Origin of the sequence: Paenibacillus chungangensis (genome assembly GCF_042675905.1) — a bacterium.
In the GTDB taxonomy this organism is placed as follows: Bacteria; Bacillota; Bacilli; order Paenibacillales; family Paenibacillaceae; genus Pristimantibacillus; species Pristimantibacillus chungangensis.
Window position 1 is genome coordinate 167,257 of the sequence record NZ_JBHTJZ010000012.1, and the last position, 14,955, is coordinate 182,211.

Annotated in this window: 13 protein-coding genes and 1 tRNA gene; 6 read left to right on the forward strand and 8 right to left on the reverse strand. The window is 54.4% G+C overall.

Going from position 1 to position 14,955, the window contains the following annotated elements; translation table 11 throughout:
* Window positions 1-124 precede the first annotated feature (124 nt).
* The 4 genes from ACFQ2I_RS11800 to ACFQ2I_RS11815 are packed head-to-tail and all read right to left on the reverse strand — an operon-like array spanning window position 125 to window position 3,037.
* Window positions 125-850: a hypothetical protein gene (locus ACFQ2I_RS11800; protein WP_377564413.1), complete on the reverse strand. Its 726-nt coding sequence runs from the start codon at window positions 848-850 to the stop codon at window positions 125-127.
* Window positions 847-1,557 (reverse strand): fluoroquinolone export ABC transporter permease subunit, encoded by a 711-nt coding sequence (locus tag ACFQ2I_RS11805; RefSeq protein ID WP_377564414.1) that lies wholly within the window; start codon window positions 1,555-1,557, stop codon window positions 847-849. Before ACFQ2I_RS11805 ends, ACFQ2I_RS11800 begins: the two co-directional genes overlap by 4 nt.
* On the reverse strand, window positions 1,554-2,411 hold the full coding sequence (locus ACFQ2I_RS11810) for an ABC transporter ATP-binding protein (RefSeq protein ID WP_377564415.1): 858 nt from the start codon (window positions 2,409-2,411) through the stop codon (window positions 1,554-1,556). The genes ACFQ2I_RS11805 and ACFQ2I_RS11810 overlap by 4 nt, the downstream gene beginning before the upstream one ends.
* Window positions 2,412-2,416: 5 nt before the next feature.
* Window positions 2,417-3,037 carry a TetR/AcrR family transcriptional regulator gene (locus tag ACFQ2I_RS11815; RefSeq protein ID WP_377564416.1) on the reverse strand — a complete coding sequence of 207 codons (621 nt, stop codon included), beginning with the start codon at window positions 3,035-3,037 and terminating at the stop codon, window positions 2,417-2,419.
* 296 nt (window positions 3,038-3,333) lie between these two features.
* Here ACFQ2I_RS11815 and ACFQ2I_RS11820 point away from each other — a divergent pair, with 296 nt between their 5' ends.
* A complete protein-coding gene (locus ACFQ2I_RS11820; protein WP_377564417.1) occupies window positions 3,334-3,738 on the forward strand; it encodes a secondary thiamine-phosphate synthase enzyme YjbQ in 405 nt (134 codons plus the stop codon).
* A 366-nt stretch (window positions 3,739-4,104) separates the two neighbouring features.
* Here the strand turns inward: ACFQ2I_RS11820 and gluQRS are convergent, their stop codons facing one another.
* Together gluQRS and ACFQ2I_RS11830 are read right to left on the reverse strand one after the other, a co-directional pair.
* Window positions 4,105-5,079, reverse strand: coding sequence for a tRNA glutamyl-Q(34) synthetase GluQRS (gene gluQRS, locus ACFQ2I_RS11825; protein ID WP_377564418.1), 975 nt, complete (start codon window positions 5,077-5,079; stop codon window positions 4,105-4,107).
* A 92-nt stretch (window positions 5,080-5,171) separates the two neighbouring features.
* Window positions 5,172-5,248: transfer RNA gene (locus ACFQ2I_RS11830), tRNA-Asp, on the reverse strand.
* A gap of 211 nt (window positions 5,249-5,459) precedes the next feature.
* Here ACFQ2I_RS11830 and ACFQ2I_RS11835 point away from each other — a divergent pair.
* The 5 genes from ACFQ2I_RS11835 (at window position 5,460) to ACFQ2I_RS11855 (ending at window position 12,622) form a co-directional block, all read left to right on the forward strand.
* Window positions 5,460-7,100 (forward strand): response regulator transcription factor, encoded by a 1,641-nt coding sequence (locus tag ACFQ2I_RS11835; protein ID WP_377564420.1) that lies wholly within the window; start codon window positions 5,460-5,462, stop codon window positions 7,098-7,100.
* A 183-nt stretch (window positions 7,101-7,283) separates the two neighbouring features.
* Window positions 7,284-8,861 carry a HAMP domain-containing methyl-accepting chemotaxis protein gene (locus ACFQ2I_RS11840; protein WP_377564422.1) on the forward strand — a complete coding sequence of 526 codons (1,578 nt, stop codon included), beginning with the start codon at window positions 7,284-7,286 and terminating at the stop codon, window positions 8,859-8,861.
* Between the two features lie 39 nt (window positions 8,862-8,900).
* A complete protein-coding gene (locus tag ACFQ2I_RS11845) occupies window positions 8,901-9,341 on the forward strand; it encodes a chemotaxis protein CheW (protein ID WP_377564424.1) in 441 nt (146 codons plus the stop codon).
* A gap of 14 nt (window positions 9,342-9,355) precedes the next feature.
* On the forward strand, window positions 9,356-11,929 hold the full coding sequence (locus ACFQ2I_RS11850) for a chemotaxis protein CheW (protein ID WP_377564426.1): 2,574 nt from the start codon (window positions 9,356-9,358) through the stop codon (window positions 11,927-11,929).
* Between the two features lie 546 nt (window positions 11,930-12,475).
* Window positions 12,476-12,622, forward strand: coding sequence for a hypothetical protein (locus ACFQ2I_RS11855; protein ID WP_377564427.1), 147 nt, complete (start codon window positions 12,476-12,478; stop codon window positions 12,620-12,622).
* Window positions 12,623-12,858: 236 nt separating this feature from the next.
* Here the strand turns inward: ACFQ2I_RS11855 and ACFQ2I_RS11860 are convergent, their stop codons facing one another.
* Both ACFQ2I_RS11860 and ACFQ2I_RS11865 read right to left on the reverse strand, forming a co-directional pair.
* Window positions 12,859-13,875 carry an electron transfer flavoprotein subunit alpha/FixB family protein gene (locus ACFQ2I_RS11860; protein ID WP_377564429.1) on the reverse strand — a complete coding sequence of 339 codons (1,017 nt, stop codon included), beginning with the start codon at window positions 13,873-13,875 and terminating at the stop codon, window positions 12,859-12,861.
* 150 nt (window positions 13,876-14,025) lie between these two features.
* Window positions 14,026-14,832, reverse strand: coding sequence for an electron transfer flavoprotein subunit beta/FixA family protein (locus tag ACFQ2I_RS11865; protein ID WP_377564496.1), 807 nt, complete (start codon window positions 14,830-14,832; stop codon window positions 14,026-14,028).
* Window positions 14,833-14,955: the final 123 nt, after the last annotated feature.

Sequence of the window (14,955 nt, forward strand, 5' to 3'; positions counted from 1 at the left end):
ATAGCATCCAGCCCTAGGTCTGCGTGCTTAGCAAGCTCTGGGTATTATAGCGGGCTCTAAATGCCATCTTTATCATTGTTACCCATCATGTCATGTAACGGACGGGCGGTCATGTCCTGCGTCTTCAGTCGCTTCGTATCAGGAAGCTCCTTCTCAACCAGACCAGCAGGGCAATATGCAGCGTCAGGCCAATTATGAATGGCCCATAGGCATGAAGAGTCGCGGCTCCATCATCGGTAAGCAGCAGCCGTGCAGGCCAATACGTGGGCAGCGGTGCTGCCAGCAGCTGCCAGCCTTCGGGTGCGAACTCCGCCACCAGCGGACCCGCAATGAACAAGCCGCCGAGCTTGGACAGAGCCAGTCCTTCCACTTTGTTCGCGGAGCATGCGGCGAGGAACAGGGCGAAGCCTGGCGCCTCCAGAGCGAGCAGCAGCAAGGCAAGAGCGCTTTCGGCCCGCCATGCGGCCAGACCGGACAGCCAGAGGAATAAAGCGAGAAGCACGAAGCTCAGCAAAGAAGGTAGCAGCAGCCGGTATCGGAGATAACCCCCTCTTCTTAAAGGGGTGACGGCATAGTAAGCAACGAGATGCTCATCCCGCTCATCCAGCATCATCAGTCCCGTCATCATGCCTGCCAGCATCGGAATAGTGGTAGCGAATAGCGCAGCGGTGAAGTGGCGATATTCATGTAACGAAAAAGACATGTACGTGCTCAGCCAATTCGCCGCGACCGGAAATCCGAAGCGTGCGAGCAGTAGAAGAGCAAGAGGGCCGATCACCAAGGCCAACAGCACCGGATCTCGCGCGGCATGTCGCAGGTCTTTGAGCAGCAATGCGCGGTAGATGTTCATTGTCGTTCCCTCGCTTTCTCTCGTTCCAGTACATACCGCTCATAAGACGTTCTAGCCCAAGCATAAACGGCCGCATTCCACAACAGCAAGACGGCGAACGCATGAAGCAGCTTGAGAGGGGGAGGGAGAATATAGGCCGACTGCAACAGAGTGAGCGTGCCCTCCGTAGGAAGCAGCAGCATGATCGGACTGTCCCAGATTCCGAAGAAGCGAAGCAGCGGCAGGACGAACGGCAGAGCGTACAGCTGAGACATAAGAAGAAAGGCGTTGACCGTTCGATGACGTGCGCCGACACCGATAGACAGCAGCGTCATGAAGGTGGAGGTGAGGATGACGCCAAGCGAGAAGGATAACGGGGCATCCGGCATTCCGGCAGCCGGCAAGTGAATGGCCCAAGCAGCCGCGAGCGATAGCAGGGCGAGCGAAGCCGCTTTCGCCAGCAAATATTCCCCTATGCGAAGAGGCGAGGCGAATAACGGGCCATGAATGCCCTGATCCCGTTCCAGCAACAGGATGCCGCCGGCCATAAGCAGCCCCAGCGCACTGGGATCGCTGAAGGTGAGCAGGACTGCCGCTTGCTCGCGTAGCGGCTCCGGGATGAATTGGACGAGCAGCCAATAAGCTGCGCAGACGACCATATATACCGCATAGAAGCCATGACGCCATTGGAAGCGGATATCGAATGTTAATGCGGAGAAGGCTCTCATTGCAGCTTCCTCCCTGTCACCTCGATGAATATTTGCTCCAGCGACGCTTCCTGCGAATGAATCGTTTCCAATGGGAACTGCCTGATAGTGTGAAGGAAGTCCGGATTGTCGCCGATGCCCTCCAGAGAAAATTCCGTTCGCGCCAGTACGCCATCATTCCTGCGGTATTCGACAGCTAAGCGCTTCGTTCCCCTGCGCACCATCAACTCACGGGGGGAGTCGATCAGTTTGATGCTTCCGTCGACAAGGAAAGCGATCCGGTCGCACAGTTCCTCCGCAACTTTCATGTGGTGGGTGGTAATGATGACTGTCTTGCCCATCGCTTTCTGATTTCGGATTAATGCTTTCATGCCTTCGGCATGACCGGGGTCCAGTCCGGATGTCGGTTCGTCCAGGAACAGGATTGCCGGTTCATGCAGCAATGCCCGGCAGAAGTTCAGCCGCATCTTCATGCCCTTGGACAACTGAGATACTCTCATACCGGCAGCGTCTTGGAGTCCTACTTCCCGCAGCAGATCCATAGGATTCACGGCTTGCTTCTTATATAAGGAGCCGAATAGCTGCAAGTTCTCCAGCGCGGTGAATTTGGTATAGAAGTTAGGGAATTCGAAGGCGACTCCGATTTGTTCATTTAAGGAGGAATCGCTTGTTCGAATTTCGATGCCCATCATCTTCGCGCTGCCTTCGTAGTTTTTTAGAATACCGGTTAGTATTTTTTGAAGCGTGCTCTTGCCTGCGCCTGACGGGCCGAGGATGCCGAAAATCTCGCCTTCCGCGATGCGAAAATCCAACTGTTGGAGTGTGCGCTCCCGGCAACGGGGATAGGTGAAAGAAAGCCCGTTCACTTCAATCATGCGTGTCACTCTCCTTCCCGGCGGCTCTTGGCGATCATCCCCTCCGCCAATACGTCGATCAATAGCTCCATCGTGGCGGGGAAGCGGACTTCGCCGATCTCTTCACGATGCATGGTTAGCAGGACAAGTGCGCGGATCATGCTGACGATGGTCTCGGTTCGTTCTCCCGCCATGAAACCGGAAGCTTGCCAGCCGGATATGAGCGGGAGAAGCGCATCCCGATCCTCTTCGAAATTGCGCTGCAGCAATTCTGTCGGCAGCTTGCGAAGCAGCGGTTCCAATTCTCGCTTGGCCATCATGCTTCGCAGTAGCGGGCTTTCCTCGATCATGGCTACCGATTGTCTCAGAAACTGCGCGACGACTTCTTTTGTCACGGGCCGATTTGGCGGGAAGAGGCTCAGTATCGTATCCCGTATGCGCTTCTCGTCTTCCAGCATGAGCGTGTAATACAGCTCTTCTTTCGATGCGAAGAAGTGGTAGAATGAGCCTTGCGCGACTCCGACGGCGGTTGTAAGGTCGCCAATGCTCGTTTTCTTGAGTCCGTAAGCTGCGAACAGGCGGCGGCCCTCCTTCAGCAGCTTTTGGCGAATCCAGTTGCGTTCATCGTCAGTAAACTTTTTGGGCATGCGGCATACACGTCCTTTGATTCGTGTTGGTTATACGTTGGGAGTGCAATTGGGAGTGCGATTGAGTGCATTACAGTGAACCTATGAACAAAAATAATATTTATTCACATAATAAATCCGGAACAGCCTTGATGTCAATAGGGTAACCGTTATGGGGCTACTTCTTATTCATAAGTGAAGTGAGTCTCATGGGAGGTGGTGTGGTGGAATTGAATGCATTGCGCTAAAATAGGAGCGATGAATTCACAGGAACGAATAAAGCTCGAACGAGCAGGACAATGAAAGAGGGGAATAGCATGAGAAGCTATACAGTGACGACGACAGCACACGATGCCATGATGGAAGTGACCGACAAAGTAAGAGAGGCTGTAAGCGAGAGCGGTATTCGAGAAGGGCATGTTATTGTGTATTGTCCGCATACGACAGCGGGCATTGCCATCAATGAAAATGCCGATCCGGATGTGTGCCGGGACGTGCTGAGAAGGTTAGACGAAGTATATCCATGGACGCATGAGAAGGACAGGCATATGGAGGGGAATACGGCGGCACATCTGAAGGCAATTACGACGGGAACGAGCCAGACGGTGCTCATTTATAATGGCAGGCTTGTGCTGGGAACGTGGCAAGGGATCTATTTCTGCGAGTTCGACGGACCGCGTACGAGAACCTTCCATGTGAAGGTCATTGGAGAAAAAAAGTGAGAAAACGTTCGAAAGCAGTGGCGTAGGCGCCTTGAACCGGCGATTTGCGATTTGTACGAAAAATCGTACAAAATGAGGGTAGGAGGCGCCGTAAGTCGGCGATTTGTACGAAAAATCGTACAAAATGAGGGTAAGAGGCGCCGTAAGTCGGCGATTTGTACGAAAAATCGTACAAAATGAGAGCTGGAGGCGCCGTAAGTCGGCGATTTGTACGAAAAATCGTACAAAATGAGAGCTGGAGGCGCCGCAGGTCGGCAATTTGTACGAAAAATCGTACAAAATGAGTGTGGCAAGCGCTCCGTAAGTCGGCGATTTGTACGAAAAATCGTACAAAAGCAATAGCACGAAGGGCCGCACAGCGATGTGCTATTGGCTAGCTCCATCAAATAGCCATGCCCGCAGCTCCGAAGTGAACACCAGATTGCCGCTCGACAAGCAATCCGTATGATAGCTTGCGACCAACTCGTCAGCCTTCACCGGCTCGGGACGATCGATCCATCCCGCGAGATAGGCGAGTAGTCCGACAATCCGCTCAGGCGCAATGCCAGCATTGTGCAGTGAAGTTAGCGTGATCGACTTGTCGCGCTTGGACAGTCGGGGATTATCCTCGTCCCCGATTAGTGGAATGTGCGCGAAGTCGGGAGCGTTAAGCGCCAACGCTTCATACAGCGCCAGCTGTCGAGGCGTAGAATCCAGCAAGTCTGAGCCGCGCAGCACGTCCGTTATACCCATCATGGCGTCATCCACTGTGACGGCAAGCTGATAGCTGAACATGCCGTCGGCTCGCTTCACGACAAAGTCGCCAAGCCCTTCTCCGCTAAAGCATTGCTTGCCTGTTATTCCATCCATGAAGCATGCTTCGCCCCGGGGCATCTTGAAGCGGAGAGCGGGGGCCTTCTTCATAGCCTTCCGCTCCCGTTCCTCACTTGAGAGGCTGCGGCATAGGCCAGGATATGGAGCGCCTTCCGAGCTTAAGCCATGCGGAGCGCTGGCGATGGAAGCCAGCTCGCTGCGGCTGCAGTAGCATGGATAAAGCAGATTCAATTCAATCAGCTTGTCTATAGCTTCTTCATAATAAGCTTCGCGCTTGCTCTGCGCATAAGGCGCATGACTGCCGCCCGTATCCGGCCCTTCATCCCAATCCAGTCCCAGCCAGCGTAGATCCTTCAGGCACTGCTCGGCGAATGCGGGCCGGGAACGCGGCTTATCGATATCCTCGATCCGCAGCACGAATTCGCCCCCGTAATGCCTCATTTGAAGCCATGAAGCGAGTGCGGCGAACGCATTTCCAATATGGAGCAGTCCTGATGGCGTCGGAGCGAACCTTCCGCGTCGTTTCATGTATTCCCACATCCTTAAATATGCAAAAAAAGAGCAGCTGCGCCGCTCTGCTCGTTAAGATCGAAATGCTATGTTGTTCCCGATTAGGTTAATGGCGGAGCTGACGGGATTCGAACCCGCGGTCTCCTGCGTGACAGGCAGGCATGTTAGGCCTCTACACCACAGCTCCATGAAATTAACCCATGTATCTCGGACACAAGAAGTATCATATCATGTCCCCCTGACTTTTGACAAGTTTTTTTTGCCATTTTAGAATACATTAAAAAACCCACTAAAAAAGTCGGGATAAAAAGCCGATATAGTAGAATAAGAGAATGGATTGAGCATCTGCCTAATGAGCAAGCAGCACAGATTTTCATACATAAGGTGGGAGCGTTCCGATGAATCGACAACTACTGGAGCAATTGGGGCATTTGCAGGACGTGTACGGCAGTGCTTGCAGGCTTCCGATTACGATGACGGATAATGAGGGAAAGCAACTGACAGCATCGGGGAGCTGCGGAGGTTCGTCCGTTAAGGTGCTGGCTGAGCGATTTCTCGCGTCTTCGCATCGGGCGCAAATTCTGAAGGACATCAGTCATATTCAATATCCGATCGTGTATCAGACTGAATATGGATTTAAAGTGATTATAGCTCCTGTCCAAGCAGGCAGGGGCAACGTATCGTATATTTGGACCGGCCCGATCATTGAGCGGCAGAAGCGGGAACTGATCTATCATGCCTGTGGAACGGTTCGCGACAGCGCGTATATCCGGTTAGCTCTAATGGACATAGCGGATACGCCCGAAGAGCAGAAGCAGGAAATTCTCGAAAAGCTGTCCCAAATGGCGGGGATTTGCTCAACGATGATGCAACAAGCTGGAATGCTGAATGCAACGGAACGGAGACTGGACGAGCTGCACCGATATATACATTATGAGTATGCTGAAGCATATTCCACCGAAAAAGCGACAGAGCTTATGCGAGAAATGCTGGAGCTGGAATTTTCGGGTTATGCAAGTCTGGATGATCGCGACGGAAGATTTCGCATTATACATACTTCCGGCGGCTCGCCCTATCATTCGCTTGACGGCTGCCTTTTTTCACCGGGAGAGGGCTTTCTGGGCCAAGCGGCTGTTGCGGGTGAAGCGAGGCTGTGGGAACGTATTGCCTGGGACCGACGAACGGATTTCTTCGCAGAGCGCGGCATCTGGCTCAAAGGTCTGATTGTGTATCCCGTCAAGCATCATCAACGCGTCTGTGGCTTATTGTTCGGCGGGGTTGTCTCAGATGGGATGATGTCATCGCACGGGGTTGCGCTTGGCAGCGTACTTGCAGGCGCATTCGCCAGGATGCTGGGCAGCAAGCATATGGAGAAGCTGCTGCATAGAGAGAGCGCACATCTGCCCCTCTTAATGGAGGTGTCCGGCGCCCTACGCGCACGACGGGATATCGAGCATATGATGCATACGCTCGCGGAAGCTGTACTGACAATTGTGCAGGGTGCATCTGTATCGGTCCTCATGCAGAGGGGGCAAGAGGAGAGGCCCTCCTGTGTTGTAACGAGGGGACCAGAAGGCGACAGTACGGCATGCAAGCTGGAATTCCCACTGTTGAATGGCAATGACAGAATGGTCGGTATCCTCGAGGTGTGCCTGAACGGACATGGCATTAATGATGGACAGCGAGCCTCTCTGACCATGCTGGCATTGATGGGCGGCTTGTACTTGGAAGACAGACTTCATCGCGAAGGGCAATCCGATCCCCATCAGTCGTCCGGCTTCCCCTGTACGGATTCTGCTTCCGCACTGCTCTTGGGATTGAAGCTGGATAATCCGCTTACGTCCAGAGAGAAGGAAGTGCTGGAGCACGTCCTGCAAGGGCTGAACAATCAGGAGATCGCCCAGACTCTGTTCATAAGCGCTCATACGGTGAAGAATCACATGACCAAAATTTTTGAGAAACTGGAAGTGACCGATCGTACGCAAGCGATGGCCAAAATCTATGCAAAGGATGTACGTCGGCTACGGCTTCGCGCGTAATCCGGAAAAGCTTATTCCGCACGAAAACGGAATAAGCTTTTTTTCTGTTCTCTCCCGTCTATAGGAACAGCTTCCCGTATTGGTTTTCATTTGTGTGAAAAGGGATGGGAAGTGGCGGTGATATTCCTTTCACACTGCTCTTGTCACAATAGAACTACATTAATAACTAATAGGAGGGTCTACATGAAAATGACTGTTGGCAAAAAAATGTACGCTGGTTTTATCGGCTTATTGCTGCTCATGCTGCTGCTGGGGGCAACGGCCGTCTATCAAATGTCCAATATGGACAAGAAGACACAGTTGATTACGGAAAACTGGATGCCCGGCGTAGAGATGATTAACAAAATTAACTATCTGAAGGAATATATACTCACCTTGACGATGACACATATCGTATCTTCTGATGCGCAGGAGAAGGCTGAAGCGGAGAAAGACCGCGAGGAGATACTCGCTCAGTTGCAAGAAGCAGCTGATAATTATGAAAAGAGCATCTTTTTTGATGAGGATCGCGTATATTTCAATAAAATGGTCCAGTCATGGTCGGAATTCCTGCCGCTTAATGAGGAGGCGATCAGTGTTAGCCGCACGGATGATAAGGCGAAGGCTTATGCCCTCCATGAAGAGAGCTTGACAAAGCTGGGAGGTATGTTCGAAGGCTTGACGTTCCTGAACGACTTGAATCATGATGGCGCCGTACAGGCAAGCGAGGATTCCCACAATGCCTATCTGTTCGGTGTATGGCTGGCTATCATTCTAAGCATCGTCAGCATCGGGGGCGGCCTGTTCATCGCGTTCTTCCTCACTCGCTCCATTACGAAGCCGCTGACACTGGTGACGGAAAGTCTGAGCCAGGTGGCGAAGGGCGACCTGACTGTACAGCCTGTCCAGGTGAAGAACCGCGATGAGCTGGCACAGTTGGCGGACTCTATGAACGGTATGCTGACGACGCTGAGAGCGATGATCGGACGCATTCTGTCTTCATCGCAGAATGTAGCGGCAGCTGCCCAGCAGATTTCTGCCAGCACAGAGGAGATTGCGAGCGGAGCAGGCAACCAATCAGGCTCCGCTCAGACGGTGAACGAACTGTTCAATGAGCTGTCGGCGGCTGTCCGAACGATTGCCCACAGCGCTGAAGCGGCGGCTGAGGCGTCCACGGAAGCGAAGGATGTCGTGCTAGTCGGCGGCCGTACGATCGAAGCAGCGATGCAGGCGATGATGAAGCTGGAGAAGCAGATGGAGCTGCTGCAGGACGATTCCGGCAAGATCGGACAGATCATATCGGTCATCGACGATATCGCCGATCAGACGAATCTGCTCGCCTTGAATGCGGCTATAGAAGCAGCCAGAGCGGGAGAGCAGGGCAAGGGCTTCTCGGTCGTGGCCGATGAAGTGCGCAAGCTGGCGGAGCGCAGCGGGGAAGCGACGAAGGAGATTGCGGGCATTATTAAGGGCATGCAGGCGAATACCTCCAGCAGTACAGAAGCGGTGGCGCATGCGACCGGATTGGCGAAGCAGATTGAGGCGGCGTTGGAACAGATTATGCATAAATCGACGGATTCCGCAGCGCAGGTGAATGAGATCGCCGCAGCCAGCGAGGAGCAATCCGCACAGACCGATGACGTACTGACTGCTGTGGAATCGATCGCTGCGACAAGCGAGCAGACTGCCGCGGCGGCGGAAGAGACCGCCTCCGCTTCGCAATCGCTGGCCCAACTGGCAGAAGAGCTGAACGATGCGGTAGCCACATTCAAAATACGCTAGCTGTTCAAGAGACGGTTAGCACGAATATGGGGGGACGGCATGTCGGACGGCAATAATGACAAATATGTGGAAGTCGGTATACAAAACGAGCGGTATGCGATCGGCATACAGGATATTCATGAAATTATTAAAGTGCAGCATTTGACGGAAGTACCCAATAGCAAGTCCTATCTGCTCGGCGTTATTAACCTGAGAGGAACGATTGTGCCTGTCGTTAGCCTGCGTATGCGCTTGGGACTATCGGAAGCTGCGTCAACGCCGGCGAGTCGGATTGTCATCGTGAACGGCGGCGGAGAAGCGATAGGCTTAATGGTGGATAGAGTGTATCAGGTCATCTCCATCCAGCATATAGAACCACCTCCTGAACGGAACGGAAGTGCAGGGGGGCGCTTGCTGGACGGTATCGCCAGAGAGGGAGGCAGGCTGATCAGCCTGCTGAAGCTGGGACCTGTTTTGGATAGAGACAACAGCATAAGATAGGAAGGAGGGGGAACATGGACTTCCAGACTTCGGAATATTTAGGTATCTTTCTAGACGAGCTGGACGAGCAGCTCCAGCATTTGGACAGCGGCTTGCTCAAGCTGGAGCAGGACTGCCGTGACATGGATACAATATCCGTTGTGTTTCGGGCAGCGCATACATTGAAGGGCTCCTCCGCTGCAATGGGGTTTCACCCGCTGAAAGAGCTGACCCACAGCATAGAAAATATATTCGAACTTATTCGCAATCGCCAATTAGTCATTGATCGTCCGATGATGGATATCCTATTCCAGGCTATCGATTATATTAAAGTGCTGAAGGCTGCGATCTTGAGCGGAGACATCCACGAGATGGACATTCGTCCGCTCAAGGAGCAGTTGGAGCACATCTACCGGACAAGTCAGGATAACGGGGGAGGAGCGGAGCCGGACGATCGGGACGAACAGCCTGGAGAAGGGCGCTACGAAGGCATTCGGCTGGATGAGTATGAACGGAACTTGATTCTGCAGGCTTGCAGGAACGGCTATCAAGTGATGGCCGTGTCGATCTCGATCTCCAGTGCGGCGGAGATGAAATCCGTGCGTGCTCTTCTCGTGCATAACAGACTTAAGGTGTTGGGTGAGCTGATCGTCGCATATCCGGCGGCGGAGCAGATCGAAGATGAAGAAGCCTTCGACGGAAATCTCGTCTTTATGATTGCCACGAAGGAGAACAGGTCGACCATCCTATCTGCACTCTCGGAAATCTCCCAAATCAACAGCTATCATCTTACGCGAATGAATGAGCATACTCTGGATCCATACAGCGAGACGGTGTCCCTCGGCAGATTGCCAGCAGCAGCTGGCGCCGAAGCTGCTGCAGCCGTGTCGAGCGCTGTCAGGCCGGATAGCGAGGCGGACGGGAAGAGGAAGTCGGGGCAGACGGTGCGGGTCGATGTCGATCGGTTAGAGCAACTGCTTAATTTTGTGGGCGAGCTCATCATTGATAATACGAGGTTGCAGCAATTCCAGAGCCGCTTCCAGCGTCAATTCAAAGATGACGAAGAGGCTGGAGAGCTGAACGATATCGTTAGCCGGTTCGGCCGGGTTATCTCCAATTTGCAGGATGGCGTCATGAAGACCCGAATGCTCCCGATCGAGCATTTGTTCAGCCGGTTCCCCAGAGTGGTGCGCGATGCGGCGCAATCGGTAGGCAAAGAGGTAGAGCTGGTCATGGAGGGGAAGGAAACGGAGCTTGACCGCAGCCTGATTGAAGAAATCGTCGATCCTATTATTCATATTTTGCGCAATTCGGTAGACCATGGCATTGAAAGCCCCGAGGAGCGGGAACGTGTGGGCAAGACAAGGCGTGGCAGGCTTGTGCTGAAAGCGTCGCATCAAGAGAACGGGATTGTGCTTACAATCGTCGACGATGGACGAGGCATTAATCCGGAGAAGGTGAAGCAGGCCTCAATACGCAAAGGCTTCATAACGGCGGAGGAAGCAAGTCGCATGACCGACAAGGAGCTTGTGCAGCTTATCTTCCATTCCGGACTTTCTACCGCTGAGCGAGTGACTGATCTGTCCGGCCGGGGCGTCGGCATGGATATTGTGCGCTCTCATCTGGAGAGGCTGAATGGCGTTATCGATATCGAGACATCGCCCGGAGAGGGAACGGCGATTACGATCAAGCTTCCGCTGACGCTGGCCATCATCCGATCCTTGCTGGTGAAGCTTGGCGGCAGTACTTTCGCCATTCCGCTTGTCAATGTCGTCGAGATCGTACGGCTGTATGTCCATGAGATCGGTATGGTGCAGGGACGGGAAGTGTGTCATATTAGAGGCAGGACCTTTCCGCTCATTCGCATGCATCGTAGGCTACAGCTGTCAGAGCATGAAGATCAGCGCAGCCAAGATCGGTTATTCGTCGTGGTATTGGGCATCGCGGACAAGCGGGTATGCCTTGTCGTCGACAAGATGATCGGCAATCAGGAGATTGTCATCAAGTCGCTGGGAGACTATATTGGAGAGGTTCCTTATCTATCTGGCGCTACCATACTGGGGGATGGGAGTGTCGCCTTGATATTGGATGTAGGTGCGATTGTGAAGGAAGAGGGATCATTCTATGAATCTCATCATATAGAAACGAACGACGGGCAGGGTGAAGGCAAGACGGTTATGCAGATGGTTGCGTTCCAGCTTGCTGGCGGGCAATATGCGCTTCCAATCCAGCGAGTGAAGGAGATCATTCCTGTACCTCCGGTGACGCAGGCTGTTCATGCTCCGCCGCATATGCTGGGTCTCATTCATTTACGGGAGGCTGTATTGCCTGTCTTCAATCTTCGCAGCTTCTTCGGCTTACCGGAGCAAGCTTGTACACAGGATAAAGCTCGAATTATTGTCGTCGAGACGAATCGCCGGGATGTGGGCATTCGTATTGATGAAGTGACAGAAGTGCTGATGTTATCGGAGTCCGATGTGGAAGACTTGCCGCATACAGCGGACAGGCGAGGAAGGCATGAGGTTGTGAAGCGTCTGTATCGTCATGGAGAGCGGCTTGTGATGCTGATGGATATCGACTGTTTCTTGCGGGAGTGCGAGTACTCCTGAGCATTTCTTCCGGAATATGAGGGGGGAGACAATATGCTGGAGCAGGTGGGCCAATGTTGTAAGTGTCGGACATCAATTGTTTGCAGGGACGGCTTCCTGGACGGGATTGTGCTTGAGGATCAACGGCTGATCTGTTTCCCTTGCTCTGAAGAGGGCGGGCTTAATTCAGATGAGGATAAGGGGCTAGGGAGCAGCAGTAAGCGATGTGACCTCAGCTAGAGATTGGCAAGTGGACGAATGGGGAGCAATAAGCGATGTGACCTCAGCTAGAGATTGGAAAGTGGGCGAATGGGGAGCAGTAAGCGATGTGACCTCGGCTGCAATAAGGGAGTAAGTGTGAAGGACGCTGTCAGGCGGTTTTCTCAAGTAATGGAACGAATTCCTGATTAGTGTGAGCAGCATGCAAGCAATGCGACGGCGCCGGGTGATTGCTATCACCCGGCGCTAATGCGTTATTAAGGCGCAGATGCTAGTTTAGAGAGTTGCACGACACGACATATCATATAAAACGATGTAATGACGCATCTAGCTCGGAACACATTGGCAGTGACTCGTGACTCGCTGAATGTTGATACGCACGAGTTTGGCAAGCATAGTGTAACGGATCATCTGACGACGGATGAAATCATCGGACAGATTGCAGCCAATGCCGGGCTGGAGCTCGAACCGGACAAGCGAGTGGACACTCGTTGAGCTGTGACATGCTCCTGATCATATGGAATGGATTTTGTACAGTTTATTTTGTTGAAATACTCATTATGCAGGACAATAACTGGAAAATATACAGTTGCATGGAGAGAAACGGTGCGATATGGCACATGAAGGTCGAATTAGTGACATGAAATCCAGTTATTATGCATAAAAAGGCAAAAAAAGAAACGTTTATAGCAGTGAATCCAGTTAGCGCATGTAAATGAAAAGAAAGGTCATCAGCCAGGTTGGCGGACGCGCAGCACTTCTTCCGTGAGCAGGGGCACCGCCTCGAACAAGTCGCCGATGATGCCATAGTCGGCAACGCCGAAGATAGGCGCATCGGAATCCTTGTTGATCGCGATGATCGTGCGGGACTGGCTCATGCCGGCCAGGTGTTGGATCGCACCGCTAATGCCGCAGGCGATATAGAGCTGCGGCGTCACGACTTTGCCCGTCTGCCCGATCTGGAGGGCATAGTCGCAGTAGCCGGCGTCGCAAGCGGCGCGCGAGGCGCCGACTGCGCCGCCGAGCGCAGCGGCAAGCTGGCGCAGCGGCTCGAAGCCCGCCGCGCTGCGCACGCCTCTGCCGCCCGAGACGATGATGTCGGCCTCGGACAAGTCGAGCTGTCCGCCGGCGCGGCTGACGATGCCGCGGACGGCGGTGTAGAGCTTCGGCACCGTGAAGGAGAGCTCCTTCACGGTGCCGCCCCTGTCTGCGGCGTCCTGCGGTTCCGCCGCGGGCATATTGTTCGGGCGCACCGTGATGATCCACGGGTGGCCCGGGAGGAACTGCCGCCGCTCGAACGCCTTGCCGGCGTAGAGCGGGCGGATGAAGCCGACGTCGCCGTCATCGTCAATCTCGATGGCGGTGACGTCGGCAATGTGGCCGGCGCCATGGGCAGCGGCCACACGGGGCGCGAGCTCGCGCCCCGCAGCGGTATGGCCGAGCAGCAGCGCGTCCGGCCCCACCGCAGCCATGGCCGCGCCCAGGACGGCGATGTACGCCTCGGGCGCGAAGTCGCGCAGGGCGGGATCGTCGGCGACATGCACGACGTCCGCGCCCCGCGCGATAAGCGCGGCGGCGTCCTCCGCCGCGCCGTCTGCGCAGGCGATGACGGCATGGACCTGGCCGCCATCGCCTGCAAGCCGCCTTGCCGCGCCTAGCGCTTCCAGCGCGACGCGGCGCAGAGCGCCGTTCCTGCGCTCTGCGAACAGTAGTATCGTTCTGCTCGTTCTGGTCGTTTTGGTCATCATGCAGCAGCTCCTTTTCCTCCGTATTTCTCCAAGCTCGCCCTCTTCTCTCATCCCTCTACCCAGCCTGCCAGTCGCTTCTTATCGTAATTGCGTTACAAGGGCTGGTAACTCATGGCTCTTGTCATCTCTGCCGAATTGCCCGCCAGTCCGCTACAACAGCTTCGCTTCCGTCTGCAGCAGGCGGACGAGCTCGCGTGCCTGCTCCTCCGGGGTACCGCTCAGCCGCTTGCCGGCAGCCCGCTGGGGCGGCGGAGTCAGCTCCGTCCTGACTGTACGGGCCTCCTCCTGCTGGGCTGATATCGCCAGATCGGCCAGCGCAACGCTCTTGAGCGGCTTGCGCTTAGCCTTCATAATGCCCGGCAGGGACGGATAACGCGGCTCGTTCAGTCCTTGCTGAGCAGTAATGAGCGCGGGCAGCGGGATGCACACCGTCTCCGTATCCCCCTCGACATCCCGTTCGACGAGCGCATAGTGGGAAGCACCCTCCGCATGCGCCGCGCTAAGCTCCTCTTCCGTGCCGACCGTTAGCTTCAGCGCTGCGGACGCATGGGGCAAGCCTAGACGCTGGGCGACCTGCAGCGCCACGCTGCCGGAGCCCGTATCGACGGCGAACAAGCCGGCCAGTACAAGCTCCGGCGACAGCGGAGCGACGACGGCGGCGAGAGCGGCGGCTAATTGGCTCCCGTCGTCCGATATGGATTCATCGTTCAGCAGTATAGCTTCATCTGCACCTATCGCCAGCGCGGTTCGCAGCGCTTCCTTGGCTCTATCGGGGCCGCAGCCTACAGCAATGACCTCGCCGCCATGCTTCTCCTTCAGCCGAATGGCTTCCTCCAGAGCGTACTCGTCGTAAGGGTTAATCACATATTTGGCGTCACGTTCATCCACCGCACCATCGATTATTTTAATTTTCTCCTCCGTATCGAAGGTTTGCTTCAGCAATACGATCATTTTCAGCACGGCATCCATCACCTCCAACCGCGAATTGTCGTTCCTCCAGCTCCGGCAGCAATCGCTCTTCCATCAGTGCTACCTTATGTCACGATATGGAGGAATAGACCGTCAACAGGCACGTATTGT

Bases quoted from the DNA above. Each gene is read 5' to 3' on its own strand.
- ACFQ2I_RS11800 (WP_377564413.1), bottom strand. From the start codon at position 850: ATGAACATCTACCGCGCATTGCTGCTCAAAGACCTGCGACATGCCGCG.
- ACFQ2I_RS11805 (WP_377564414.1), bottom strand. From the start codon at position 1,557: ATGAGAGCCTTCTCCGCATTAACATTCGATATCCGCTTCCAATGGCGT.
- ACFQ2I_RS11810 (WP_377564415.1), bottom strand. From the start codon at position 2,411: ATGATTGAAGTGAACGGGCTTTCTTTCACCTATCCCCGTTGCCGGGAG.
- ACFQ2I_RS11815 (WP_377564416.1), bottom strand. From the start codon at position 3,037: ATGCCCAAAAAGTTTACTGACGATGAACGCAACTGGATTCGCCAAAAG.
- ACFQ2I_RS11820 (WP_377564417.1), top strand. From the start codon at position 3,334: ATGAGAAGCTATACAGTGACGACGACAGCACACGATGCCATGATGGAA.
- gluQRS (WP_377564418.1), bottom strand. From the start codon at position 5,079: ATGAAACGACGCGGAAGGTTCGCTCCGACGCCATCAGGACTGCTCCAT.
- ACFQ2I_RS11835 (WP_377564420.1), top strand. From the start codon at position 5,460: ATGAATCGACAACTACTGGAGCAATTGGGGCATTTGCAGGACGTGTAC.
- ACFQ2I_RS11840 (WP_377564422.1), top strand. From the start codon at position 7,284: ATGAAAATGACTGTTGGCAAAAAAATGTACGCTGGTTTTATCGGCTTA.
- ACFQ2I_RS11845 (WP_377564424.1), top strand. From the start codon at position 8,901: ATGTCGGACGGCAATAATGACAAATATGTGGAAGTCGGTATACAAAAC.
- ACFQ2I_RS11850 (WP_377564426.1), top strand. From the start codon at position 9,356: ATGGACTTCCAGACTTCGGAATATTTAGGTATCTTTCTAGACGAGCTG.
- ACFQ2I_RS11860 (WP_377564429.1), bottom strand. From the start codon at position 13,875: ATGATGACCAAAACGACCAGAACGAGCAGAACGATACTACTGTTCGCA.